Here is a 24009-nt window from a genome sequence, read left to right as displayed (position 1 = left end):
AGCGAGCATGCTCGCGATGGGCGTCAACGATAACGCGGGCAGTCTGAATGCCAGCGTTGTCCGGACCTCCATCGCGAGCATGCTCGCTCCTACAGGCACAAAAAAGCCCGACTCAATGGTCGGGCTTTTTCATTCCTCAAGCAGTGCTTATTTGGCACGGCCTTTGTAGGAACCGCCATCGCGGGTATCGATTTCGATCATGTCGTCGATTTCGATGAAGTCGGCAACCGACAGCTCGGTACCGTTCTTCAGTTTGGCAGGCTTCATCACCTTGCCGGAAGTGTCACCGCGAGCGGAACCTTCGGTGTAGGCAACCTGACGCACGATGGTGGTCGGCAGCTCTACGGAAACCAGGCGGCCTTCGAAGAACACGGCTTCGCAAACGTCGGTCATGCCTTCTTCGATGAACGGCAGAACGGCTTCGATGTCTTCAGCGTTCAGCTCGTACATGGTGTAGTCGGTGGTGTCCATGAACGTGTAGGAGTCACCGCTGATGAACGACAGGGTCGCTTCTTTGCGATCCAGGATCACGTCGTCCAGCTTGTCGTCCGCACCGTATACGGTTTCGGTCTTGTAGCCGGTCAGCAGGTTCTTCAGCTTGGTCTTCATGATCGCGCTGTTACGGCCCGACTTGGTGAATTCAGCTTTCTGAACCAGCCAAGGATCGTTGTCGATACGCAGCACGGTACCGGGTTTGAGTTCTTTACCAGTTTTCATTGCGAATATCCGAATTTGGATGGGATTTACAAAAATCTAGGCCGCGTATCATATCCAATTTCCATAAAACTGTACCAGCGCCGTGGCAAGATCGGCCTGCAAGGCCTGTTCCAGACACCACGTCTCGGCGTGTTTTTCCAGCTCTGGCCAGTGTTTACGGGTGGATTGCCAGTGGTCGGGCATTTTTTCGCCGGCGTTCCACGCCCGCCAAAGACCGCTGATCGCCTCCCGCGCGGGCGCAGACAACCCCTTTACATAGAGTTCGAGGAAAGCCTCGAGCTTGTCCAGGTGGATGTCTTCCTCCTGCCGGTAGATGTGCCAGAGAAATGGTCGACCCGCCCACTGGGCGCGCACGAAAGAATCTTCGCCGCGCACGGCATTGAAATCGCAGCACCACAGCAACAAATCGTATTGATCCTGGCGGACGAACGGCAGCACTTGCACGGTCAAGGCATCACGCACATACACCGCGCCAGCCGCCAGCCCCTGCACACCGAGCCAACGTTCCACATCGCCCAGAATCCGCCCTTCCGGCACCAGCAGATGAGTGGCGGTCGAGTCGCCGGCCATCCCATCGAGCCAACTGGCCAGCCCGGTGTTTTCATAGGCAAACAATGAGATCAACCTAGCGCCAGGGGCCCGATCAATCCCGAGCCCGTGCAGGAACTCTCTTTGAGCCTGGGGGTTTTGCTGAAACTGCCGACGACGCTCAAGCAACCCGTGCTCACGCAGCAACCCGCCCGTGCCCTTCTGGAACCCCGGAAAGAAAAAGAACTTCTGCACGTTTTTGTATTTCACCGAGGGCAAACCGTGGCAACCGATCACCCAGCCCTCGGCGCTCAGGTAATCCAGGTTCATCCACAGCGGTGGCTGCTCCCGCTCGGCCATGGCGTCCATATAGGCGCTGGGCAACTGGCAGGCAAAAGCGGCAATCACCACGTCGGCGGCTGGCGTCGGCTGCCACTCGACTGGCCATTGACGCACGTCGACGCCTTGCTGGTATTGCTGCGCAGCGCCAGGGTCGATTTGCGGACATATACGCTCGAACGCTCGCAGATCATCAACCCATAGACGCACCGCCAGTCCATGCTCGGCCACCAATTGCCGGGCCAGTCGCCAAGTGACGCCGATGTCGCCGAAGTTGTCGACCACGGTGCAAAAAATATCCCAGCGGGTTTTCATTTCAGGCATTGCAGGCTCCCGTTGGCAAAGGCGCCGATTGTCCGCATAAATTACCCCGTGCAGAAGAGCCGACGGCGATTATTCTTCATGCGACAATCGCCACTCGCCAGTGAACTTTCGCCAGGAGGCAAGCATGCCCCACCGTCCCACGCCGCGCCGATCCTTTCCAGTCAACCTCAGCGCCCTGCAACTGACCGGCAGCATCGCCCTCGGCATGTGGCTGGGATTCATTGCCATTGTGCTGACCTGCTGGCTCGTCTCGCGCCTGCTGTTCAGCGAGCAACTGGCCCCCATCACAGCGGCGGTAGAGCAACTGGCCAAACCACCGGTGGCAGCACAACCGGTCCCGGACATCCCGCCACAAAGCCCGTTGTTCGAACAATACGAAGAAAACCTGCGCAAGTACGAACAACAGCAACGCCTCGATCAGGCACGCAGCAGCAGTCGCAACCTGTCCAACCCACGCTGTCAGTTCTGGCTGCAGCAGGACCGCACTGCACCCAGCGAAAAAAGCCGCGCCAACGTTCTGAATTTCTGCGATTGATCATGAATAAGCACACCGTCCACCAATTGATTCTCGACAAGCTGCGGATCGATCTCGATATCGCCGAGCGAGCCGCTCAAACCGCCTACGAAACGGCGACCCACGAAGAAAACATCGCCGAAAACAAGTACGACACCCTGGGGCTGGAGGCTTCGTATCTCGCGGCCGGACAAGCCAGGCGGGTCGAGGAAATTCGCCAGTCATTGGCCCTTTGCCAAAACCTCGTTCTGCGTCCGTATGACGATCGACGGGGCATCGAAGTGGGCGCGTTGCTGGGGCTCGAGGACGAAAAGGGGCGCGAACAATGGCTGTTTCTTGCCCCCGATGCGGCCGGGCTGAAGGTCGACCTGGTGGGACAACTGATTACCGTCATCACCCCGCGCTCACCGCTGGGCAAAAGCCTGTTGGGCAAGTTCGAAGGCGATGAGCTGGAGATTCTGGTGGCGGGAGCTCGGCAACAGTTCGCTGTCACCGAGGTGATCTGATCGGCAGGAAACGCTATCAGTGAACGGGCAGTTCGACACCTTCGAACAGTTCTTCCAGTTCCTGCTTGTTGTGACATTGAATGGCCTTGGCCATGACTTCGCGGGTCAGGTGCGGCGCGAACTTCTCGATGAAGTCGCACATGAAACCACGCAGGAAGGTGCCGCGGCGGAAGCCGATCTTGGTCACGCTGGACTCGAACAACTCACTGGCATCAAGCACCACCAGGTCGCTGTCGAGTTTGCTGTCGACGGCCATTTTCGCCACGATGCCCACGCCCAGGCCCAGGCGAACATAGGTCTTGATCACGTCGGCGTCGGCAGCGGTGAATACCACCTTCGGCGTCAGGCCGCGATGGCTGAAGGCCTCGTCGAGTTTCGAGCGGCCGGTAAAACCGAACACGTACGTCACGATCGGATATTCGGCCAGCGCTTCGAGGGTCAGTTTCGACAGCTTGGTAAGCGGATGGCCCTGAGGCACGACCACACAGCGGTTCCAGCGGTAGCACGGCATCATCACCAGATCGCCGAACAATTCGAGCGCTTCGGTGGCAATGGCGAAATCCACGGTGCCATCAGCCGCCATTTCAGCGATTTGCATCGGCGAACCCTGGTGCATGTGCAGGGCAACATCCGGGTATTGCTTGATGAAATTGCTGATCACCGGCGGCAACGCATAACGCGCCTGGGTGTGAGTGGTGGCAATCGACAGGGTGCCCTTCTTCTCATTGGAGAATTCCTGGGCGATCTGCTTGATGCTTTCAACTTTGCGCAGAATCTCGCCAGCGGTGGTGATGATGCGCTCGCCGGCCGGGGTAACGCGGGTCAGGTGCTTGCCGCTGCGGGCGAAAACCTCGACGCCCAGTTCATCCTCAAGCAGACGGATCTGTTTACTGATGCCCGGTTGAGAGGTGTAAAGACTTTGGGCTGTAGCGGAAACGTTGAGGTCGTGGTGCGCCACTTCCCAGATGTAGCGCAATTGTTGAAGCTTCATATGAATCCCTCAAAGCAGGTAGACGCCACGGGCATCAGCGACGATATATAACTATATTAATGGCGCGAAGAATAAATCTAGAACTTTTTTATCAGATTGCCACTATTCGTGTTCTAGCGATCCCCTTGACGGCGACGTTGCACCAGCGGCACCAGGTAGACCGGCACCTTGGACAGTTGCAACACACGGGCGGCGGTTCGCCCCAGAGGCGTTTCCGCACCAGCTCCATGGCTGTGACTACCTACGATCAATAAATCCACGGAGAGTTTCTGCGCCTGATCCAGAATCACCTGCGACGGGTCCCCTTGCAGCACCCGCACCGCCTGAATTCGCTCCAGGTCGTGCTCCCCCTCATCCCCCAACTCCTCACGAAAACTGTCGAGCACTCGCTGCTCGATATTGGCGATCACCGTATTCAGACCCTGGCTGTGAAACTCGTTCAGTGCCTGTTCGTCGAGATAACTTTGCAGCACCGATTCGGCAAACAATCCCATGGGTTCAACCGCATGCACGACATACAAATTGGCATTGAAGGTCCGGGCCAGTTCCAGGGCATGCTGCATCACCACGGGCGCGTACAGGCCAAGGTCAGTGGCGTACAGCATCGAACGAATCATATGACCTCCTCGACTGCCAACATGGCGGAGATTTGATTCAGCTTAGCAGTGCCTTGGCGACTGCGACGTCCGGCGCAACACATTGAACGGCGGGCTCAAGCCTTTTGCTCGTTGCTTATGCCATGGGGCACATGACCGGTGGCGACGAATTCGCGGGCCAATTCACAGTGGCCGGCCTGATCGTCAAAAAACACATCGGCCGCAAAGGCTTCGAGAAAGGCTGACTTGGTCAGGCCGCCGAGGAACAACGACTCATCGAGACGGATGTCCCATTCGCGCAACGTGCGAATCACCCGTTCATGGGCCGGCGCCGATCGCGCCGTGACCAGCGCGGTACGGATCGGACAGGCGTCCTGCGCAAACTCACGCTGCAACAGATTGAGGGCCGCGAGAAAACCCTTGAACGGCCCACCACGCAGCGGCTCGCGGGCAGCTTCACGCTCACTGGCCTGGAACGCTTCCAGGCCGCCAGCCTGATAAACGCGCTCCGATTCATCGGAAAACAGCACGGCGTCTCCGTCGAAGGCGATGCGCAATTCGTCGCTGGCGGCACGGCTGGCGCCGCCCGACAGAATGGTCGCCGCGGCAAACCCTGCGTCCAGTGCATTGCGTACGTCTTCGGCGTGGGTCGAGAGAAACAGGTCGCAGCCAAAGGCCTTGAGGTAGGGATACGGACTGCGCCCACCGACAAACGCCGCACGGGAAATCGCCAGTCCGTAGTGATCAATCGAATTGAATACCCGCAACCCGGTGTCGGCGCTGTTGCGCGACACCAGAATCACCTCGACCCGGGCGCGGCCAAGGCTACTGTTGAGGTTCAGGAGTTTTTGCACCAACGGGAAGGCATCGCCGGGCTCGAGAATTTCGTCTTCGTGCTCGATCTGATATTGCCGGTAGGCTTCGACGCCGCTCGACAAATAGACCATGTGGCTTTCGCTCAGGTCGAACAGCGCACGCGAAGAAATCGCCAGCACCAGCTTGTCGTCAATCGTCTTTGGCATGTCCTTCCCCCTCAGGTCGGTCGACTCAGGTGTTGCGTCGATCAATGAAACTCAAGCTGCGATACAAAGCCTCGATGCGTGGCATTTCACAGCCCGCGGCCCTGGCCGCCGCCAGTGGCCGGGCGTAGATCGCGGCCAGCTCCAGCGGCCGCTTGTGCAGGAAGTCGTGGTACATGCTTGGCCAGTAGTCGGGCATTTTTTCGGTCACCATGAACAAATGCTCGGCATACCCCGCCGGCACGTCATGCCCACAGGCAATAGCACCTTGCACCACTTCAGCCATCAGCGTCTTGATCAGCTCGCGGCAGTCGCTATCAGCCATCAACGGTGTGGTGCTCGCCCCCAACAAAACCGAGAGACCGTTGTAAGGGATATTCCAGACCAGTTTTTGCCAGCGCGCCTGCTGCAGATTCGCCATGGCCTGGGAGTCGAGGCCGGCGCCGCGGAACAAGCCGACACCTTCCTCGACAATCGCAGCGCGTGTCGGCCCATCGACGGCGGGACCGCTGTGATAACCGACATGCACCGCGCCCAGCGCCTGATGGGTAATGACACCCGGCGCCTCGCGATGGACGCAGATGTAGCAGAGCCCGCCAAGTACATGCAGCGAATCGGGGAGCAACTCACGCAGGCTGTCTTCGACGTCCAGGCCATTTTGCAACAGCAGCACTTTGGCGTTCGGTGCCGCCGCTTGCAGGATCGCGGGCGCCAGATCGGCATTGCCGGTGGTTTTCGCACCCACCAGCAGCCAGTCGCAGGGCGGCATGTCTTCAGCGCTCGAGTAAGCCTGCACCGGGTTCAACTTCAGCACACCATGGGGCGCGCTATCGACTTGCAACCCGTGCTCGGCCACGGCGAAAAACTCGCTGCGCAGCAGAAAATGCACATCAAAACCGGCGCGTGCCAGCATCACCCCGTAGAAACCGCCGATTGCACCGGTTCCGATAATGCCGATCGTCGGCCTGGCAACTGTCCCCATCATGGCAACTCCTCTGCTGTTCGATTCAGCGCCTGGCGCACGGCCCGATTGAGCTCGGTGTCGGTCAGGCGCGATTTCAGTGCTCCAAAGAACTCGCCGTCGCGAACGACAAACAGCGCCGGCAAGTGAAAGACCTGATAACGCTCGACCACCCCGCCGTTGTTGCCGGCATCGATCCAGCACAGTCGATCGATCACCAGGTCGAGTGCCGGCAACCGCTCGCGGGCAAAACGGCAACTGGTGCAGCCGACACTGGTGAAAACAACCAGTGATACACCGCTCATCGCCAGCAGCCGTTGGTCGGCGTCAAAATCGGTCAGTTCCAATTCGACCACTATACTGGGGGGAACAATGTCAGATGGCCGACACATGGAGTCTGTGTTCATGGGACGCTTTATTCCTCACCCTGACGATGTGCCCGTCGAATTAACGTTGCTGAAACCCGAGTGTATTTCGCGACGACAGCTGCACACTATCAGTCTCGGGGGCATGGCTTGCAATTATCACCGTGCATGGCGCCACGGCACTGCGCTGGAAGTCCGCATGCCGACCGTGAACCCGGATATGCGCTATCTGGGGTATGTGGCCTGGTGCCTGCGGCGCAAACACGGTTATCTGGTGGGCATCGCCTTCGTTGATGAACAAACGCTGTTCAGCGCCCGAATGGGCGAGCAGGTGTGCCAGATCGAACGCTACTGCCGCCTGCATGACGCCCACGACGATTTGCAGGATATCCAGGCCCTGGCCCTCGAATGGGTTGAGGAGCATGCCGACGAGTTCTCTCACGATACGGTGCGCAAGGCTTTTGCCCAGCCTGTAGCGGATTAGCGGCATTCCCGCCGACTTTAACGTTCACGATGGGGAAAGTCACTGCGAAAGGCCCTCGAAGCGGTGTTTGCCCATTGTCGAGCCACGGTGTAACGCGCTAAGGTTCGGCTCCCCGACGCGCTTAATTTGCTGTGCTCCGCCGCGCGGGTTCGCTGGCGGCCGGCACCCGTGACCTGACGAGTAAACGATGGCTGATTTACCGATCAACGACCTAAACGTCGCCTCCAACGAGACCCTGATCACTCCAGATCAGCTCAAGCGCGATATTCCCCTGAGCGACGCCGCACTGCGCACCGTCACCAAGGGCCGCGAAGTCATCCGCAACATTCTGGATGGCACCGACCACCGCCTGTTCGTCGTCATCGGGCCTTGCTCGATCCACGACATCAAGGCCGCCCACGAATATGCCGAGCGCCTGAAGGTTCTCGCTGCCGAAGTGTCCGATACCCTGTATCTGGTCATGCGCGTGTATTTCGAGAAGCCACGTACCACCGTCGGCTGGAAAGGCTTGATCAACGACCCGTATCTGGACGACTCGTTCAAGATCCAGGACGGCTTGCATATCGGTCGTCAGTTGCTGCTGGACCTGGCCGAAAAAGGCCTGCCAACCGCCACCGAAGCGCTCGACCCGATCTCCCCGCAATACCTGCAGGACCTGATCAGCTGGTCAGCCATCGGTGCGCGCACCACCGAATCCCAGACTCACCGTGAAATGGCGTCCGGCCTGTCCTCGGCCGTCGGCTTCAAGAACGGCACCGATGGCGGCCTGACCGTGGCGATCAACGCCCTGCAGTCGGTTTCCAGCCCGCACCGCTTCCTTGGCATCAACCAGGAAGGTGGCGTGTCGATCGTGACCACCAAGGGCAATGCCTACGGTCACGTGGTGCTGCGTGGCGGCAACGGCAAGCCGAACTACGATTCGGTCAGCGTTGCGCTCTGCGAGCAGGCGCTGAACAAGGCGAAGATCAAGCCGAACATCATGGTCGATTGCAGCCACGCCAACTCCAACAAGGATCCGGCGCTGCAACCGCTGGTGATGGAAAACGTCGCCAACCAGATCCTCGAAGGCAACAAGTCGATCATTGGCCTGATGGTCGAAAGCCACCTGAACTGGGGTGCCCAGGCGATCCCGAAAGACCTCGCCGACCTGCAATACGGCGTATCGATCACCGACGCCTGCATCGACTGGACCGCAACCGAAAACACCTTGCGCAGCATGCATGCCAAGCTCAAGGATGTGCTGCCCAAACGCGATCGCAGCTGATCACCTGATTGGCCGCATAAAAAAACGCCGGGCTGAACCCGGCGTTTTTTTATGCGTTCGTTTTATCGAAGGTCACTGACTCAGCTTGGCCGCATGCCGCTGGTGACGCTCCATGTAGCGCTCGACGTAGGAGCACGATGGAATGACGGTGTAGCCCATTTCGTCAGCGTACTCCAGCGCCTTCTCGGTCAAGGCTGCCGCAATACCGCGACCACGCAATGCGTTGGGCACGAAGGTACGATAGATATCCAGGGTCTGCTTCCCCAGATCCATATAGGTCAGATAGGCACGATGACCGTCCACATTGGTCTCGAACTGATGACCAGCCTGGTCATGGTGGATGGACAACGCCTCGCTCATCACTACTCCTCGCGGGTCTGGAATTTTGACCCCTACCTTACCGATGTTTTTCCGGCGAAGGAACATCTACGCCACCCCGTGCCTGAATGGACACCGAGAAGAGCTGCACCGATCTCGCGCTACCGAGCACGTACAAATAGTAGGCACCATTGACAGAAATGCTCAAGGTGCGGTCGTCATCATGCAGATTGGCGGGTGCCGCTCCGGATCACGCAGGAATGGCTCGACCGAAGATCACTTCGGGTCGTTAGCCTGAACATTGCCGGATGTTGAGACTTAAGACGAGCGCCCGTTGTTAAAGTCACCTGAACATCGAGAAAGATATTGAGAGGTGCTGCGCAAAAGCCGAACAAAAGTGTAGACGAATCCATATAGCCGGCCTTTAGCCTGATCGGGGGAAAGAGCGCGGTGCCGAAGGAACTTTTTCGCGTCGGTTCGCTCAGCCACGGGCCTTGCAGCTGGATATTTTTTAATCAATTCAGTTAAAAGTTGCTCGAAAAAGAATCAACGCCTACAATTTTTTTTGCTTCTTGCCTCACGTCAGTTTTACTTACTACAAGTAATGGGTAGTATGTACGCCGGCTATTTCCTCAATCGGAGGAGATAGCTACTTAATAGAAAGTCCTTGAAGGGGAACACGATGAACAACGTTCTGAAATTCTCTGCTCTGGCTCTGGCCGCAGTTCTGGCTACCGGTTGCAGCAGCGCATCGAAAGAAACCGAAGCACGTCTGACCGCTACTGAAGACGCAGCTGCTCGCTCCCAGGCTCGTGCAGACGAAGCTTACCGTAAAGCTGATGAAGCTCTGGCTGCTGCTCAAAAAGCACAACAGACTGCTGACGAAGCTAACGAGCGTGCTCTGCGCATGCTGGACAAAGCTAGCCGCAAGTAATAATCCTTCGGGATTGTTATCAAGCCGATCCATTTTTTGGGTCGGCTTTTTTATTGCCCGGCGTTTCTCCAGGCAATAAAAAACCCGTCGACGCGGCCTGCGTCGACGGGCTCTTTGCAAATGTTACTGCATCGGGTCGATCGGGGTGCTCGACACCATCGGTGCGGCGCCGTTGCCTGGCACCGCGATCTCGACCGGCAGGCCGTCTTCAGCGGCAACCACATCACGCACCACATCCCAGTTCATGCGCAGGTTGTTGGTGATGTCTTCACGCTTGAGCATCGCATTGATGACCGCCGTGTGCTTGTCGACCACCGACGGGTTGCCCTTGTCGTCCAGCGGCGTATGCGCCTCCAGATAGACCTTGCCGCCACTGACGCCGAACTTGTACGGGTCGTTGATGATCCGCACCGACGTCCCCACCGGCACCATGCCTGCCATCTCCAGCACGTTGTTGTTGAACATGCGGAAGCAGCCGTGGCTGGTGCGCATGCCAATGCCGAACTTCTTGTTCGAACCGTGGATCAGGTAGCCCGGCGTTCCCAGGGTGAACTTGAACGGCCCCAGAGGGTTGTCAGGGCCGGCCGGCACGACGTTGGGCAGCGGGTCACCGTCTGCTGCGTGCTCGGCCTTGATCGACGCCGGAGGCGTCCAGGTCGGGTTATGCGTCTTGGCAGTAATGCTGGTGTGGGCAATTGGCGAGCCCCAGCCTTCACGACCGATACCCAGCGGGAACGTGTACACCACGTTCTTGCCTTTCGGGTAGTAGTAGAGGCGGTACTCGGCCAGGTTGATCACGATGCCTTCACGCGGGCCTGGCGGCAGGATGAAGCGGGTCGGCAGAATGATTTCCGTACCAACGCCTGGCAACCAGGCGTCGACACCCGGGTTGGCCGCGACCATTTCCGTGTAGCCCAGATCGTAGGCGGTACCAAGGTCGGCGAAGGTGTCTTCGTACTTGGCCTTGATCACCTGCACCTGGCCGATGATGTCCTCACCGGGCGGTGGCAGGGGAAACTCCAATGCTGCAACAGGACCGGCCACAAAAAGTGCGGCAAGAGTCAGGCAGCGGGTGACGGCAGGAAAGCGCGGCAACATCCGAAAAATCCTTCGCATGATCAACTGAGGGTATAAGAACGCGATTGTACACTGCCGCCCGGAATTTCGGGGAGTTGGCCGATAGCAAGCTATCTTTGGCGATTAAAGTTCGAAACGCAGTTCCGGCCAGATCGGCGAAGTGCCGCGCTTCTGCGATTCGAGGATTGCCCGGCACAACGAACACAGCCGCTGATCCTGAAACACCCGGCGATCAACACTCGACCAGCGCGGTTGTGCCGGCAACAGACTGCCACACAAGGTGCGGTCCGCCGAGCCGCCCAGCTCCAATTGACGGGTCACCAGATGCACCCGTACCTCCTGGCAGGCGAACAGATCCAGCTGTTCGTCAGGCTCGATCAGTTGGTAGGCAAAAAGTGACCAGGCGGGACGCGGCATCGGGGGCTCCAAATCGGGGGCGCCACCTTAGCCGAAAGCCTGCCTCTAGAAAAGTGTCATAACAGCGGTTTTAGAGTAGGCCAGACATTTTCCAGCAACTTGTCCTGGGCCCCGGCCGCCGGGTGTATGCCGTCCGCCTGCATCAAGTCCGGATGACCACCCACGCCATCGAGGAAAAACGGCACCAGCGGGATTTTTTTCTCTTCGGCCAGGTTGCGATAGACCTCGGTGAAGGCCTTTGTGTAGCGAGCGCCATAATTGGGTGGCAGTTGCATGCCGAGCAACAACACCTTTGCCCCGCTGGCCCGGGAGCTGTCGATCATCGAAGCAAGATTTTGTTGCAATTGAGTTGGCTGCAAGCCGCGCAGGCCGTCGTTGCCGCCCAACTCAAGGATCACCACTTGCGGCTTATGCTCTGCAAGCAGCGTCGGCAGGCGCGCCTGGCCTCCAGCGCTGGTATCGCCACTGATGGACGCATTGATCACTTTATCGTCAAAACCTTCGCGCTTGAGCCGCTGCTCAAGCAGTGACACCCACCCCAACCGGGTATCCAGCCCGAAACCGGCGCTGATACTATCGCCAACGATCAGGACCGTACCCGCCGCTGCGTTTTGGGCCATGCACATCAAGGCCAGGCCAGCACTCAAAAACCAGACACGCATCGGACTCTCCATGGGCTCAAGCATTCTCATCGCGAAGGACCTTAGCAAAGTGGTTCCCAGCGCGGAAGGTGAACTGACCATCCTGCACCAACTCAGCCTGGAACTGAACCAGGGCGACAGCCTGGCCATCGTCGGCGCTTCGGGCTCCGGCAAATCCACCCTGCTGGGCCTGCTCGCCGGCCTGGACCTGCCGAGCAGTGGCGAAGTCACTCTCGCCGGACAAGGCCTGAGCAACCTCGATGAAGACCAGCGTGCGCGCATCCGTGCCGAGCACGTGGGTTTTGTGTTCCAGTCATTCCAGCTGCTCGACAGCCTCAATGCCCTGGAAAACGTCATGCTGCCACTGGAGCTCGATGGCCGCAAAGACGCCCGCGAACGCGCCACCGAACTGCTGCAACGCGTGGGGTTGGGCCAACGCCTGACTCACTCTCCGCGCCAGCTCTCCGGGGGCGAGCAACAACGCGTGGCGATTGCTCGCGCGTTTGCCGCCGAACCCGGCGTACTGTTCGCCGACGAACCAACCGGCAACCTCGACAGCCACACCGGCGAGCGCATCAGCGACTTGCTGTTCGAACTCAACAAGGAGCGCGGCACGACCCTGGTGCTGGTGACTCACGATGAACGCCTGGCCCATCGCTGCCGGCGCCTGATCCGTCTTGAAGCCGGCCTGCTGGTCGCCCCTCTGGAGCCTTGATGGCACGTCTGCCGCTGTTGCGCCTGTTCAGCCTCGCCATCCGCCAATTGCTGCGCGACGCCCGCGCCGGTGAATTGCGCGTGTTGTTTTTTGCCTTGCTGGTGGCCGTGGCCGCCAGCACCGCCATCGGCTACTTTGGCGCACGCCTGAACGGCGCCATGATGCTGCGCGCCACCGAATTCCTCGGTGCCGACCTGCTGCTCGAAGGCAGTTCGCCCGCGCGCCCCGAACAGATAAGAAGCGGCGTCGAACTGGGACTGGAACATGCGCAGGTGGTGGAGTTTTCCAGCGTCATCGCTACCGACAACGGCATCCAGTTATCCAGTATCAAGGCGGCCGATGACACCTACCCACTGCGGGGCGAACTGAAGAGCGCACCCGCACCGTTCGCCAAAGAAACAACTGGCGGCGGACCAAAACCCGGTGAAGCCTGGGTCGAGACTCGCCTGCTCACGGCGCTGGACCTGAAGATCGGCGACAGCATCGACGTGGGCATGAAAACCCTGACGCTGGCACGAGTGCTGACGTATGAGCCCGACCGCGCAGGCAACTTCTATAGCCTGACGCCCCGCGTGCTGATCAACCTCAGCGACCTCGCAGCGACCGGCGTGGTGCAACCCGGCAGTCGAGTCAGCTATCGAGAGCTCTGGCGCGGCAATGCCCAGGCATTGGAAACCTATCGCCAACTGGTCAAGCCCGGACTTGCCGCCAACCAGCGCTTGCAGGATGCCCGCGACGGCAACCGGCAAATTGGCGGAGCCCTGGGCAAGGCCGAGCGTTACCTGAACATGGCCAGTCTCGTGGCGGTGTTGCTGTCCGGGGTGGCGGTGGCGTTGTCGGCGACCCGCTTCGCCACCCGCCGATTCGATGCCAGTGCCTTGCTGCGCTGCCTTGGGCTGTCACGCCGGGAAACCCTGGTGTTGTTCAGCCTGCAACTGACCGTTCTCGGATTGCTGGCCAGCGTCAGCGGCGCCCTCCTCGGCTGGCTTGCACAGCTGGGATTGTTTGCCCTGCTGCATGACCTGCTGCCGGCCGACGTGCCTGCGGGCGGGCTGTTTCCCGCCGTTGCCGGGATCGGCACCGGACTGGTCGCGCTGGCCGGTTTCGCCTTGCCGCCACTGGCGGCACTGGGTCGGGTTCCGCCGTTACGTGTATTGCGTCGGGACATGCTGCCGATCCCATCCAGCACCTGGATGGTCTACGGCGCGGCGCTGGGCGCCCTCGGCTTGATCATGTGGCGCCTGAGCCTGGACCTGGTACTGACCTTTGCCCTGCTTGGCGGCGGTGTGATTGCCGCGCTGGTGCTGGGCGGTTTGTTGCTGCTGCTGTTGAAGAGTCTGCGGCGCATGCTTGCGCGTGCATCCCTGCCCTGGCGCCTGGGACTCGGCCAATTGCTGCGTCATCCCCTCGCCGCCGCGGGCCAGTCCCTGGCGTTCGGCCTGATCCTGCTGTCAATGGCGCTGATTGCGTTGCTGCGCGGCGAGTTGCTGGACACCTGGCAGAACCAGTTGCCGAAAAATGCCCCGAATTACTTTGCCCTGAACATCCTGCCCGCGGATAAACAGGCCTTCACCGATCACCTGATCACCGTATCGGCGAAATCGGCACCGTTGTACCCGGTGGTGCCGGGACGCCTGATCAGCATCAACGGCGAACCGGTGCAGCAAATCGTCACTAAAGAGTCGGCCGGCGATCGGGCAATCCAGCGCGACCTGAGCCTGACCTGGGCGGCGGACCTTCCGGCAGGCAACAAGCTCACGGCGGGCAACTGGTGGAACGATCTGACGCCAGACGATGTGCCCGGCGTGTCGGTGGAAGGCAAGGTCGCCGAAAGCCTGAAGCTCAAGCTTGGCGACCATATGGTTTTCAGCGTTGGCGGAGTCAATCGCGAGGCGAAAGTCACCAGCCTGAGGGAGATCAACTGGGACAACTTCCAGCCGAATTTCTTCATGATCTTCCAGCCCGGCACCTTGAAGGATCTGCCGGCGACTTATCTGACCAGCTTCTATCTGGCACCGGGTCATGACCAACAGATCGTCGACCTGTCCCGCACCTTCCCGGCGGTGACGATCCTGCAGGTCGAAGCCTTGCTGGAACAACTGCGCAGCATCCTCGCCCAGGTCACCCTGGCGGTGGAGTATGTGTTGTTGTTCGTATTGGCGGCGGGAATGGCGGTGCTGTTTTCCGGCCTGCAATCGACGCTGGATGAACGCATTCGCCAGGGTGCGCTGCTGCGCGCACTGGGCTCGGAACGGCAATTGCTGGTCAAGGCGCGGCGGATCGAGTTCGGCTTGCTCGGCGCAGTCAGTGGTTTACTGGCGGCATTGGGATCGGAATTGGTGAGCCTGGTGCTCTACCGCTACGCGCTTGACCTGCCGTGGCATCCGCATCCATGGCTGCTGTTGCTGCCACTGGTGGGTGCCGTGCTGATTGGTGGAGCCGGAGTATACGGCACCCGTCGGGCATTGAACGCAAGCCCGCTGACAGTCCTGCGCGAGGGTTGATAGGCTCCAGCCGTCTCCGCCACTAGAAGTTGCAATGAGCCGTTACCCCCCTCCCCGTACCGCCGGCACCGCGCCGATCACCCCGGAAGGTGAAGCGCGGATGCGCGCCGAGTTTCACGAGCTGTGGCATGTACGGCGACCCCGGCTATCCAGGCTGTCACCGAACAGAACCTCAAAAAGCATCCTGTTGGATTGCCACCAAATGCATGAGGCGATTTTCTGACAGCCCTACATGTTCTACCACGAGTCTACGCGCGTGACAGGACTGATCCGCCCCTTCTGTCGCGAGATAGGCAATCTTGCCCCTCCCCATACGAGGAAAAATGTCCACATGGTAGGCTCTGAACACCAACTGGGGCGCAGTCCAAAGCATTCAAGAAATACAGACTGCAGCTTCACCCTGCACATCCATTGATCAGTAGCACAATCTTCAACAGGAGGCCGCTTTGGCCACAAACATCATCACTCGCGGTGGCTACGACACCCTCAAGGCGGAGCTCGATCACTTGTGGCGAGTGTACCGCCCGGAGATCACCCAAAAAGTCACCTGGGCCGCCTCACTTGGAGATCGCAGTGAAAATGCGGACTACCAATACAACAAAAAACTGCTGCGGGAGATTGATCGAAGGGTCAGGTATCTGCGCAAACGGTTGGAGGACGTCAAGGTCGTCGACTACTCCCCCGAGCAGGAGGGGAAGGTATTTTTCGGCGCCTGGGTTGAAGTTGAAAATGACGATGGTGAGCTCAAGAAATTCCGGATCGTGGGCTACGACGAGATCTATGGGCGCAACGACTATATCTCGATCGACTCGCCTATGGCTCGGGCACTACTCAAGAAGGAGGTAGGTGACGAAGCAACGGTACAAACCCCAACGGGTGAAGCCATGTGGTACATCAACAGCATTTCCTACGAGAGTCCGGCAGATAACGAGAACACTAGGCACCTAACAATCGAATGACGCTGTCGCCAATTGCCAACCACAATCAACCAGCTCGACCGCTGGCTGAAACCGAGCCCGTACCGGCCAACCTCACGAGCTTCGACAACGAATCATGGTGATTTGATCCAGCGTCAAGCCGAGCAAGTCTTTTGACAACAAAGAGAAAGAGCCGGGCCAACTGGCCCGAAGTCGCGATGGCAAGAGTCAATTAGACGTCCTGCCTAACTGCACCTGAATGGCCAACGTAATCGGGCGTCGGCGATCATGAATTTGATCCAGTTTGCGCAGCTGAATGGACATGATCCGTATGCTTACTTAAAGGACGATCTCACGCGCCTGGGTTTGCTAATGACACCGCGATGAGTAGACACATTCGAATGTCTTCGAGATCGGCAAACGATATGTTATAACAAATACTCACTTGAACTGTCGGCTGTCGTTGGCAGAATCATCCACTCCCAGCTTGCGACATTCGATGAATACATCTATTCACATCCCGCCCATTACAAGCCTGAACCAGCGCCTACTGTCCATCGATGCCCTAAGGGGATTGGTAATCCTCCTTATGCTGCTGGATCACGTACGCGAAACGTTCTTTTTGCACCGCCAAGTAACAGATCCGATGGACGTCGATAGCACTGAACCGGCGCTTTTTATCAGCCGTACACTCGCCCATTTATGTGCGCCAGTGTTCGTACTGCTGACTGGACTCTCCGCTTGCCTGTATGGCCAAAAGCATCAGGGCAAGCACGATGTGTCGGCCTTTTTATTCAAGCGCGGTCTATTCCTGGTGCTACTGGAGTTCACCCTGGTGAATTTCGCCTGGACGTTTCAACTCCCACCTACAGTAATTTACCTGCAGGTGATCTGGGCCATTGGTGTATGCATGATTGCCCTGGCCGGATTGGTTTGGTTGCCTAAAGCCATTCTTTGCGCTCTGGGTCTGGTGATCGTGGGAGGGCACAATCTGTTGGATAATGTGCACTTCTCGACAGACTCGCCAATGCACATACCTTGGGCGATTCTGCATGATCGCGGCTGGATCGATTTCTCCGACAGCTTGCGTCTGCGCACCTCCTATCCGGTGCTTCCGTGGATCGGTGTGATCGCCCTCGGATACAGTATCGGCCCTTGGTTTGCCCGCGAGGTCTTGGCCCAAAACCGTCAGCGCACTCTGCTACTTGCAGGGGTCGGGACATTGATCGGATTTGTCGCACTGCGAGCAGTCAACGGTTATGGCGAGGTGCATCGGGTAGCCCATGAAGGCATCACACAAACCCTCATGAGTTACTTCAACATTACAAAATACCCGCCCTCCCTGCTGTTCCTTTGTCTGACTCTAGGGGTTGGTCTGTTACTGCTTCGTGCCCTGGAACGGGCTCAACGACGCAAGTGGGTCAGTGCATTGGCAGTATTTGGTGCGGTGCCGATGTTCTTCTACCTGCTCCACCTTTACGTGCTGAAAGTGCTGTATCTGATCAGCACTGCATTGTTCGGATTGAACCAGGGCAAATTTTTCGGTTACGACAGCATTTGGGCTGTGTGGCTGACAGCGGGCTGCTTGGCTTCAGCTCTGTATTTACCAGTGCATTGGTTCTGCGCATTGAAGGCGCGTCGTCGCGATATCGGATGGCTCAAATACTTCTGAGGGCCCTGTCCTGATCTGGACAAGCATTCCGACTGCCTGGTTATCCGCACACGCAGGACCAGATCTCACCGACCAGGAACGCATGTCCCGTTGAGTCGCCCCTCTAGTGGCGACTCAACGGGACAGGCACTCCTTCCTAAAAACCCTTATCAAAGCGGAACGAGGCCCCGTAAGCTGAATCCGGCAAGTGGTTTGCACCATCGGCCCGTAACCGCGAACGGAAAGTACCGCTCTGTGGTTGGGTACGATACAAGCCTCGTTTTTGCAGTTCAGGAATGATCAGTTCAACGAAGTCTTCGAGACTGCCTGGGCTGATCAGCGGGTTGAGCATGTAGCCGCTGGTACCGGAAATACGGGCGTGCTCCTCAATCCGCTCGGCCACTTGTTGCGGTGTCCCCACCAGAATCAGATCACTGCCCCGGGTGACGTTGGCAAAGCGCTGTTTGACATCACCAGCGGTCAAAGGCTTGCCACTGCCATCGGGACGCATCACGTAGGAGGTCATGCCTTCGGTATGAGTTGAAAGTGCGTCGCTGTCCGCGTAGCGACTGATGTCGATACCGGTATCGCCGGCATAACTGACCAGTTGCGCCTGCAAGTGGTAGTTGCTTTGCAGTTCGTCATATTTGCGTTGGGCTTCGATCTCGGTCTTGGCCGTGACGATTCGAAGTACCGTCAGTGATTTAACATCCTCGGCGAGACGGCCTCGTGCCCTGGCCTGCGTCCAGATATCTTCCAGACCTTGGCGAATCTCCAGCGGGTTGGACTTGGCGATGAAAATCAGTTCGGCGTGCTTGGCCGCAAACTCACGACCACGGCCTGACCAACCGGCCTGGATCAACAGCGGTGTGCGTTGCGGTGAGGGAGACGTCAAATGCGGCCCGGCCACCCGGTAGTGCTCGCCAACATGGTTGATCGATCGCACGCGATCGCCCTTGGCATAGACCTGGCGAGACTTGTCGGCAATCACGGCATCGTTCGCCCAGCTACCTTCCCAGAGCTTGTAAACGACATCGAGAAACTCTTCGGCGCGTTCATAACGATCATCGTGCTTGATCATCTGTGCCAGGCCGAAGTTGCGAGCGGCGCTTGTCAGGTAGGAGGTGACGATGTTCCATCCGACCCGGCCATTGGTCAGGTGATCCAGCGTGCTGAAGCGCCGGGCGTGGGTAAAAGGATGTTCGTAACTGGTGGTGACAGTGACACCGAAGGCCAGGTTTTCCGTCACTGCTGCCAATGCCGGGATGATCATCAGCGGATCGTTGGCCGGCGCTTCCACAGCCCACTTCATGGCCGCATCGGCATTGCCACCGAACACGTCGTAGAAGCCCAGCACATCACCGAAAAACAACATATCGAGATGTGCCTGATCGGCAATGCGTGCCAGGTTCGACCAGTAGCCCAGAGAGTTGATGGTCAGTCGCTCGTCAGCCGGGTGCGTCCAGAGGCTGGGCGCACCACCACAGCCAACGCTCGCTTGCTCATACAGTGCAAACAACAGAGGTTTTGGTTCGGACATCGTAGTTCCTGTTGAAAATCGTTGAACGGGGCGGGTCATCGCTGATTCTTGAAACCTTTGCCGTAGTGGCGTTCAAGTCGGTTCTGTATCAACTCCAATCCAATGGAAAGGAGCCAATAGATAACGGCTGCGGTGGTGAGCATTTCGATGTAGCGGTAAGAGGAGCGTCCATAGGACTGCGCCAGGAACATCACTTCCCAAACGCCCATCACTGATATCAACGATGAGTCCTTGAGCATTGAAATGAACTGGCTGGTCGTCGGGGGAATGATCGTGCGCATGGCTTGCGGCAGGACGATATGCAGAAACGTTGCCGCCGGCCCTAGACCCAACGCCATCGCCGCTTCGCGCTGTCCAGGTGCTATAGCCATGATGCCGGCACGAAAAATCTCGCTGAGGTAGGCACCATAATTGAGCGAGAGCGCGATGATCCCCGCACTGATCGCGCCAGGAACAACACCCAACTGCGGCAGACCCAGGTAGATCAGCAGGATCTGGATCAGCAGCGGAGTACCGCGAAAAAAAGACGCGTAGAAACTGGCAATGCCGAAAGCCACCGCGCTGCGCGATAGACGTGCAAGCGCCGTCGCGAAGCCAAGAAACAATGAAAGCCAGATCGAGCAGAAGCATAGAAACAACGTCAGCGCGGCGCCTTGCAGGAAACCGTCAGGGCCCAAATGCAGGCCAACCAGATTGGGCAACTTCTCCAGAATTATCGAGAGCTTGAGATCGAAGCTCATGAAAAACATGACGCACAATCCAAACAGCGCCGCCCAGGTCATATACAGGCGAGCGCGAAAACCAGGTAGCAGGCTGAAACGACGCGTCTCGGGCTCGGAGGCGACAGTCGCCTTGGCTGGGTGTGGATTGAGAGCTGTCATTGGCTGATGTCGGCACCGATCCACTTCTGTGAAATCTTGCTCAATGTGCCGTCGGCCTTGAGCTGGGTGATGACCTCAGTGACTTTGGCATTCCATTGCGGATCGCCCTTTTCGATCGCGACCACATTGGGCTCTGCATACAGCGTGTCGCCGGCAATTTTGAAGCGAGGATCCTGGGCGATGCGTTCGCGAGCAGTGATGAGGTTGGTGACCATGGCATCCAGGCGCACGCCCGTGCCCAGGGCCAGATCCTGGAAGGCTACCGTTTCGTTGTCGTAGGGTGCGACCTGGACGCTATCGAATGGATAGCTCAACGGCTTGTCCTCGGCGCCCTCGATCACCAGGTCCTTGTTCAAATAGGCTTCATAGGTCGACGCACTGATCACACCGACTTTTTTACCTGACAGATCCTTGCCCGTGACAATGTCCTTGTCTTTGGCATTCACTACAATCACGGCCGGCGACTGGTAATACTCCACCGGGAAGTCGAACACTTCGGCCCGCGCCTTGCTCGGGGTCATCGAGCAGACGCAGATGTCATATCGTCCGTTCCAGTGTCCGGCAGCGATCACATCCCAGGACGGTGTCTGCAGTTTCAGCTTCACCCCTAGCCGTTGCGCAACGGCCTTGGCGACATCCACGTCAAACCCGTCCAGTTGGTTCTGTTCATTGAGAAAGGAGAATGGCGGATAGCTTTCCATCAGAACGCCGGTCAGCTCCCCGCTGCTGGTTACACGATCCAGCGTCGGACCAGCGAAAGCCGTCGAGCAGGTCGCCAGCAATGCCAAGCCAAAAGGTAAAAGCGCCTTGGTTTTCAAAGATAAATGCTCCAATCGATTCAAGATACTGAATAGATTAAAACGCACTATAAAAATGATTTGTACTTAATTTATGGAATATATGACTGCGTTCAAGCTATATTGAATCGAGCTGCTCAGCACTTGCATCGCTGATTTTTCGTGGTAAATGAGGCCACGCAAAGCAAACGCTACCGCATCGTCGGGCCGGATGAGCTGGACCTCAAACAGGGCCTGATCAGCATTGATTCACCGCTGGCCCGTGCACTGATCGGCAAGGCACTGGACGCCGAAGTGCGGGTCCAGACACCGACCGGTGAGCAGTGTGTATATATCGTGGCGATCGACTACCCGTGACACTCAACGGCGAGTAATCAAGCCTTGCCGGGCAACACGGGTCAGTTGCCTGATCACTTCAGGCGCATCTTCGAGACTGGGGGATTGAATCACTGCCAGATCGAAACTGTCGTCGGCAAAACGGGCGAGCGACTCACCGTCTTCGACAAACTGGATCAGGAAGGCAGCGGGACCGCCGGTACGCCGTGGCCAGCCATCGAGATAACGCAGTAGCGTCGGCTGATGTTTGCCGCCAAGCAGGATTTTTGGATTGCGCTGGGTCAGATGTGCCGTGATCGGCGCGGGACGTACAACGGGGTTTAGTGCATTCATTGTGTCGTGTCTCTGCCTCAAAAGTCTGCATGGCAGGTGAGAGGCAACACCGAACCAGCGCTTTAGCGGTATTTCGAAGCCTGTTCCGGCTTCTATCGGCAACTGGATGAGTCACCTGGCGCCCCGCAAGTAGCTGTTTAAATCGGCGCATGAGCAACATCCTAGAGAAGCTGACTGGACAGTGTCAAGAATGACGCGCAACAAAAAAGGCCCGCACAATGCGGGCCTTTTCGTTGCGCCAGAGCGGTCAGCCGGCGATGGCACGGTCCGCCGAGAGCTTGCCCGCACCTTCGATCAATACCGCGATACTGCCGCCAAGCAACGCCAGGGCGAATTCATAACCGTTGTTGGCCATGAACAGCCCGTTGCTGATATGCACCGAGAAAATCGCAACCAGCGACAGGAAGGTCAGGCCAAGCGCGGCCGGACGAACCAGCAGGCCGATGATCAGGGCCAGGCCGGCAAAGAACTCGGTGCCGCCCGCCAGCGTCGCCATCAGGTAACCCGGTGTCAGTCCGATGCTTTCCATGTACTGCGCGGTTCCCGCCAGACCATAGCCACCGAATGCCCCGAAGAGTTTCTGCGAACCATGGGCGGCGAAGACAATACCGACAACGATGCGCAGAACGGTCAGGCCGTAGCCAGCGCGGGTAGACAGTACTTTGTTGATCAGAGTGCTCATGCTGTTTAATTCCTTGCCAGTGTGTGTGTTGGTTGGCCGCCATATTAATCAGTAATTCACATGTTAAAAGCGCAAAAAACCCAACATAACAATCAGTTTAGTTGATCATTTGCGTGAGACAACTTTTTGCCCCTGAGGCTCCAACGACTCCCGCTCCCGGTCGAATGCCAGGTAATACTTGTTCACGCTATTAACATAGCTGACCGGCCCCATGCCCACTTGCTCCATGGCCACGCGTTCAACCTGGAAGAACCACTGGTTGGGGTTCAAGCCTCGCCGCCGGGCTTCGGCGCGCATCCCCTGGACTCGCTCCGGCCCGATGTTGTAGGCCGCGAGCACGAAGGCCATGCGCTCGCGCTCGTTGAGTTTCGGGCTGGCAAAGAATTTGCGTTGGATCATCGCCAGGTACTTGGCCCCGGCCTGCACATTGCCATCAAGGTCCTGGATATTGTTGACCCCCACCCGCTGCGCCGCAGAAGGCGTGATCTGCATCAGGCCGGTCGGACCACCGCCACTGCGGTTGGCGGGTTGCAGGCCTGACTCCTTGAAGGCCAGCGCCGCCAGGTTCAGCCAGTCCATGCCCTGGGCATCGGCGTGTTTCTGCAGCACCGGGCGAAGTTTTTCCAGACGCTGCCGGTCCGCCTTGGCCATTGGATAGTGCACTTGATAGAGACGCCGATAGATCCGCAGGAACGCGGCGTCCTGATCCGACGGTTTTTTGTAACCGGTGAGGAAGCGATCGATGCTGGCCCGCAGCATCGAGGCATCACGGCGCACGAACCAGAACTCCTCTCCAGGCTCACTGATGAGTACCTGCTTGTCGAAACGCAGCCTGGGCAGGATCTTGCCCCAGCGCTCGGCGATCGGCTGTTCGACAATGGTCAGGTGGAATATCCCGCCCTGCACCATCTCCAGTACATCCTCGACGGCAAGGCTCGGATCGACCCATTCGATCGTGACCGGTGGCAATTTGTGCAGGGCGAGTTTTTGATTGATCTGGCTGACAGCATCTCCGGCGGCGCTGCCGGCGGGTAACGCCAGGGTCTTGCCGGAAAGCTGTTCAAGCCTGGTGTAGCGGCGTTCGCCCTTGATGCCCACCAGGACCAACGGAATGTTGCTGGCAATCGGCTCACTGGTGCTGACGGCGAAGCCCGGTTGCAGATCGAGCAACTCGCCTGGCGCCACCAGATCGCCCTCCCCGCGCTGCAAAGCACCGAGCAGTTGGTCCTTGGCCTTGGGAATGATCTTGAGGGTGATTTCCTGACCATCACGGGCGTGACCGTTGAGGTATTGCTCGAAAGCTCTCAGGCGATGGTACTCGACCCCGATCGCCTGCCCCTGGACTTCGCCGGAACTGTTGCGGCTCTGATTGACCAACACCCGCAGCACACGGCTGCTGCGAATTTCCGCAAGGTCGCGCACCTTGCTGGCCGGCACGGCTTGCAGCGGCCCGGGCAGACGCGCGACCGCCGACATCGGCAGCAGCAGCGAACAACACAGCAGTAGCAAAACCGAGGGACGAATCATCCACTCTCCGGAAAGAAGATGAGGCCCGCTTCAATGACGAATGGCATCAAGCGCGGCGACAAAAACAGAGCGCCCAAAGCGCTGGCAAGGTGCGAAAGACTGGCACAATGATGGCAAAACTACCAACCCGG

At 58.4% G+C, this 24009-nt stretch carries 26 protein-coding genes and 2 pseudogenes; 11 read left to right on the top strand and 17 right to left on the bottom strand.

Annotated elements, in window-relative coordinates:
• Positions 1-147: 147 nt before the first annotated feature.
• Both CAG47_RS11545 and earP read right to left on the bottom strand, forming a co-directional pair.
• On the bottom strand, positions 148-717 hold the full coding sequence (locus tag CAG47_RS11545; RefSeq protein ID WP_085724979.1) for an elongation factor P: 570 nt from the start codon (positions 715-717) through the stop codon (positions 148-150).
• A gap of 48 nt (positions 718-765) precedes the next feature.
• Positions 766-1908: an elongation factor P maturation arginine rhamnosyltransferase EarP gene (gene earP / locus CAG47_RS11540; protein ID WP_085724978.1), complete on the bottom strand. Its 1143-nt coding sequence runs from the start codon at positions 1906-1908 to the stop codon at positions 766-768.
• Positions 1909-2032: 124 nt separating this feature from the next.
• Here earP and CAG47_RS11535 point away from each other — a divergent pair, with 124 nt between their 5' ends.
• A complete protein-coding gene (locus CAG47_RS11535; protein ID WP_085724977.1) occupies positions 2033-2443 on the top strand; it encodes a hypothetical protein in 411 nt (136 codons plus the stop codon).
• Between the two features lie 2 nt (positions 2444-2445).
• Entirely contained in the window at positions 2446-2928 is a 483-nt protein-coding gene (locus tag CAG47_RS11530; RefSeq protein WP_085724976.1) for a transcription elongation factor GreAB, read from the top strand.
• Between the two features lie 16 nt (positions 2929-2944).
• Here the strand turns inward: CAG47_RS11530 and cysB are convergent, their stop codons facing one another.
• The 5 genes from cysB to CAG47_RS11505 all read right to left on the bottom strand — a co-directional run bounded on the left by cysB (position 2945) and on the right by CAG47_RS11505 (position 6902).
• Entirely contained in the window at positions 2945-3919 is a 975-nt protein-coding gene (gene cysB, locus CAG47_RS11525; protein WP_046043380.1) for an HTH-type transcriptional regulator CysB, read from the bottom strand.
• 113 nt (positions 3920-4032) lie between these two features.
• Entirely contained in the window at positions 4033-4536 is a 504-nt protein-coding gene (locus CAG47_RS11520) for a universal stress protein (RefSeq protein ID WP_085724975.1), read from the bottom strand.
• Between the two features lie 95 nt (positions 4537-4631).
• Positions 4632-5537 (bottom strand): 5'-nucleotidase, encoded by a 906-nt coding sequence (locus CAG47_RS11515; protein ID WP_085724974.1) that lies wholly within the window; start codon positions 5535-5537, stop codon positions 4632-4634.
• Positions 5538-5562: 25 nt separating this feature from the next.
• Positions 5563-6519: a putative 2-dehydropantoate 2-reductase gene (locus tag CAG47_RS11510; protein WP_085724973.1), complete on the bottom strand. Its 957-nt coding sequence runs from the start codon at positions 6517-6519 to the stop codon at positions 5563-5565.
• The gene (locus CAG47_RS11505; RefSeq protein WP_085724972.1) at positions 6516-6902 is read right to left on the bottom strand and encodes a co-chaperone YbbN; all 387 of its coding nucleotides are present in this window, start codon (positions 6900-6902) and stop codon (positions 6516-6518) included. The genes CAG47_RS11510 and CAG47_RS11505 overlap by 4 nt, the downstream gene beginning before the upstream one ends.
• On the opposite strand from CAG47_RS11505, the gene CAG47_RS11500 reads away from it, so the two are divergent.
• Together CAG47_RS11500 and CAG47_RS11495 are read left to right on the top strand one after the other, a co-directional pair.
• A complete protein-coding gene (locus CAG47_RS11500; RefSeq protein ID WP_085724971.1) occupies positions 6901-7344 on the top strand; it encodes a PilZ domain-containing protein in 444 nt (147 codons plus the stop codon). The genes CAG47_RS11505 and CAG47_RS11500 overlap by 2 nt on opposite strands.
• A 187-nt stretch (positions 7345-7531) precedes the next feature.
• The gene (locus CAG47_RS11495; protein WP_007973561.1) at positions 7532-8608 is read left to right on the top strand and encodes a 3-deoxy-7-phosphoheptulonate synthase; all 1077 of its coding nucleotides are present in this window, start codon (positions 7532-7534) and stop codon (positions 8606-8608) included.
• A 72-nt stretch (positions 8609-8680) separates the two neighbouring features.
• Here the strand turns inward: CAG47_RS11495 and CAG47_RS11490 are convergent, their stop codons facing one another.
• Positions 8681-8968, bottom strand: a complete 288-nt coding sequence (locus tag CAG47_RS11490) for a GNAT family N-acetyltransferase (RefSeq protein ID WP_007973562.1) — start codon at positions 8966-8968, stop codon at positions 8681-8683.
• A gap of 640 nt (positions 8969-9608) precedes the next feature.
• Here CAG47_RS11490 and oprI point away from each other — a divergent pair.
• Entirely contained in the window at positions 9609-9860 is a 252-nt protein-coding gene (gene oprI / locus CAG47_RS11485) for an outer membrane lipoprotei OprI (protein ID WP_003199355.1), read from the top strand.
• A gap of 123 nt (positions 9861-9983) precedes the next feature.
• On the opposite strand, the gene CAG47_RS11480 is transcribed toward oprI, so the two are convergent.
• The 3 genes from CAG47_RS11480 to CAG47_RS11470 all read right to left on the bottom strand — a co-directional run bounded on the left by CAG47_RS11480 (position 9984) and on the right by CAG47_RS11470 (position 12016).
• A complete protein-coding gene (locus CAG47_RS11480) occupies positions 9984-10958 on the bottom strand; it encodes a L,D-transpeptidase family protein (protein WP_085724970.1) in 975 nt (324 codons plus the stop codon).
• Positions 10959-11060: 102 nt separating this feature from the next.
• Entirely contained in the window at positions 11061-11354 is a 294-nt protein-coding gene (locus CAG47_RS11475; protein WP_003226812.1) for a hypothetical protein, read from the bottom strand.
• Between the two features lie 56 nt (positions 11355-11410).
• Entirely contained in the window at positions 11411-12016 is a 606-nt protein-coding gene (locus CAG47_RS11470) for an arylesterase (protein WP_085724969.1), read from the bottom strand.
• 10 nt (positions 12017-12026) lie between these two features.
• On the opposite strand from CAG47_RS11470, the gene CAG47_RS11465 reads away from it, so the two are divergent.
• From CAG47_RS11465 to CAG47_RS11445, 5 genes and pseudogenes are all read left to right on the top strand, one after another.
• Complete coding sequence (locus tag CAG47_RS11465) at positions 12027-12710, top strand: ABC transporter ATP-binding protein (RefSeq protein WP_085724968.1); 684 nt, start codon at positions 12027-12029, stop codon at positions 12708-12710.
• Positions 12710-15214, top strand: a complete 2505-nt coding sequence (locus tag CAG47_RS11460) for an ABC transporter permease (protein ID WP_085724967.1) — start codon at positions 12710-12712, stop codon at positions 15212-15214. Before CAG47_RS11465 ends, CAG47_RS11460 begins: the two co-directional genes overlap by 1 nt.
• A gap of 446 nt (positions 15215-15660) precedes the next feature.
• On the top strand, positions 15661-16173 hold the full coding sequence (gene greB / locus CAG47_RS11450) for a transcription elongation factor GreB (protein WP_085724966.1): 513 nt from the start codon (positions 15661-15663) through the stop codon (positions 16171-16173).
• 231 nt (positions 16174-16404) lie between these two features.
• Positions 16405-16518 (top strand): annotated as a pseudogene (locus CAG47_RS28670) (transposase domain-containing protein); the annotation flags it as partial.
• Positions 16519-16630: 112 nt separating this feature from the next.
• Positions 16631-17803: a DUF1624 domain-containing protein gene (locus tag CAG47_RS11445; protein ID WP_085724965.1), complete on the top strand. Its 1173-nt coding sequence runs from the start codon at positions 16631-16633 to the stop codon at positions 17801-17803.
• 136 nt (positions 17804-17939) lie between these two features.
• On the opposite strand, the gene CAG47_RS11440 is transcribed toward CAG47_RS11445, so the two are convergent.
• Genes CAG47_RS11440 through CAG47_RS11430 form a run of 3 tightly spaced genes read right to left on the bottom strand, consistent with a single transcriptional unit; the run spans position 17940 to position 21021 of the window.
• Positions 17940-19322: an LLM class flavin-dependent oxidoreductase gene (locus CAG47_RS11440; protein ID WP_085724964.1), complete on the bottom strand. Its 1383-nt coding sequence runs from the start codon at positions 19320-19322 to the stop codon at positions 17940-17942.
• Positions 19323-19357: 35 nt separating this feature from the next.
• A complete protein-coding gene (locus CAG47_RS11435) occupies positions 19358-20203 on the bottom strand; it encodes an amino acid ABC transporter permease (protein ID WP_085724963.1) in 846 nt (281 codons plus the stop codon).
• The gene (locus tag CAG47_RS11430; protein WP_085724962.1) at positions 20200-21021 is read right to left on the bottom strand and encodes an ABC transporter substrate-binding protein; all 822 of its coding nucleotides are present in this window, start codon (positions 21019-21021) and stop codon (positions 20200-20202) included. Before CAG47_RS11430 ends, CAG47_RS11435 begins: the two co-directional genes overlap by 4 nt.
• 147 nt (positions 21022-21168) lie before the next feature.
• Here CAG47_RS11430 and CAG47_RS11425 point away from each other — a divergent pair.
• Positions 21169-21357 (top strand): annotated as a pseudogene (locus CAG47_RS11425) (GreA/GreB family elongation factor); the annotation flags it as partial.
• 3 nt (positions 21358-21360) lie between these two features.
• Here the strand turns inward: CAG47_RS11425 and CAG47_RS11420 are convergent.
• The 3 genes from CAG47_RS11420 to CAG47_RS11410 all read right to left on the bottom strand — a co-directional run bounded on the left by CAG47_RS11420 (position 21361) and on the right by CAG47_RS11410 (position 23878).
• Positions 21361-21669 carry a hypothetical protein gene (locus tag CAG47_RS11420; RefSeq protein WP_008001428.1) on the bottom strand — a complete coding sequence of 103 codons (309 nt, stop codon included), beginning with the start codon at positions 21667-21669 and terminating at the stop codon, positions 21361-21363.
• A gap of 247 nt (positions 21670-21916) precedes the next feature.
• Positions 21917-22351 (bottom strand): DoxX family protein, encoded by a 435-nt coding sequence (locus tag CAG47_RS11415; RefSeq protein ID WP_085724961.1) that lies wholly within the window; start codon positions 22349-22351, stop codon positions 21917-21919.
• 105 nt (positions 22352-22456) lie between these two features.
• A complete protein-coding gene (locus tag CAG47_RS11410; RefSeq protein ID WP_085724960.1) occupies positions 22457-23878 on the bottom strand; it encodes a transglycosylase SLT domain-containing protein in 1422 nt (473 codons plus the stop codon).
• Between the last annotated feature and the right edge of the window lie 131 nt (positions 23879-24009).

The organism is Pseudomonas sp. R37(2017) (assembly GCF_002113375.1).
GTDB lineage: Bacteria > Pseudomonadota > Gammaproteobacteria > Pseudomonadales > Pseudomonadaceae > Aquipseudomonas.
The sequence above is the reverse complement of the archived record's forward strand: the minus strand, read 5'-3'. Positions and strand labels throughout refer to the sequence as shown.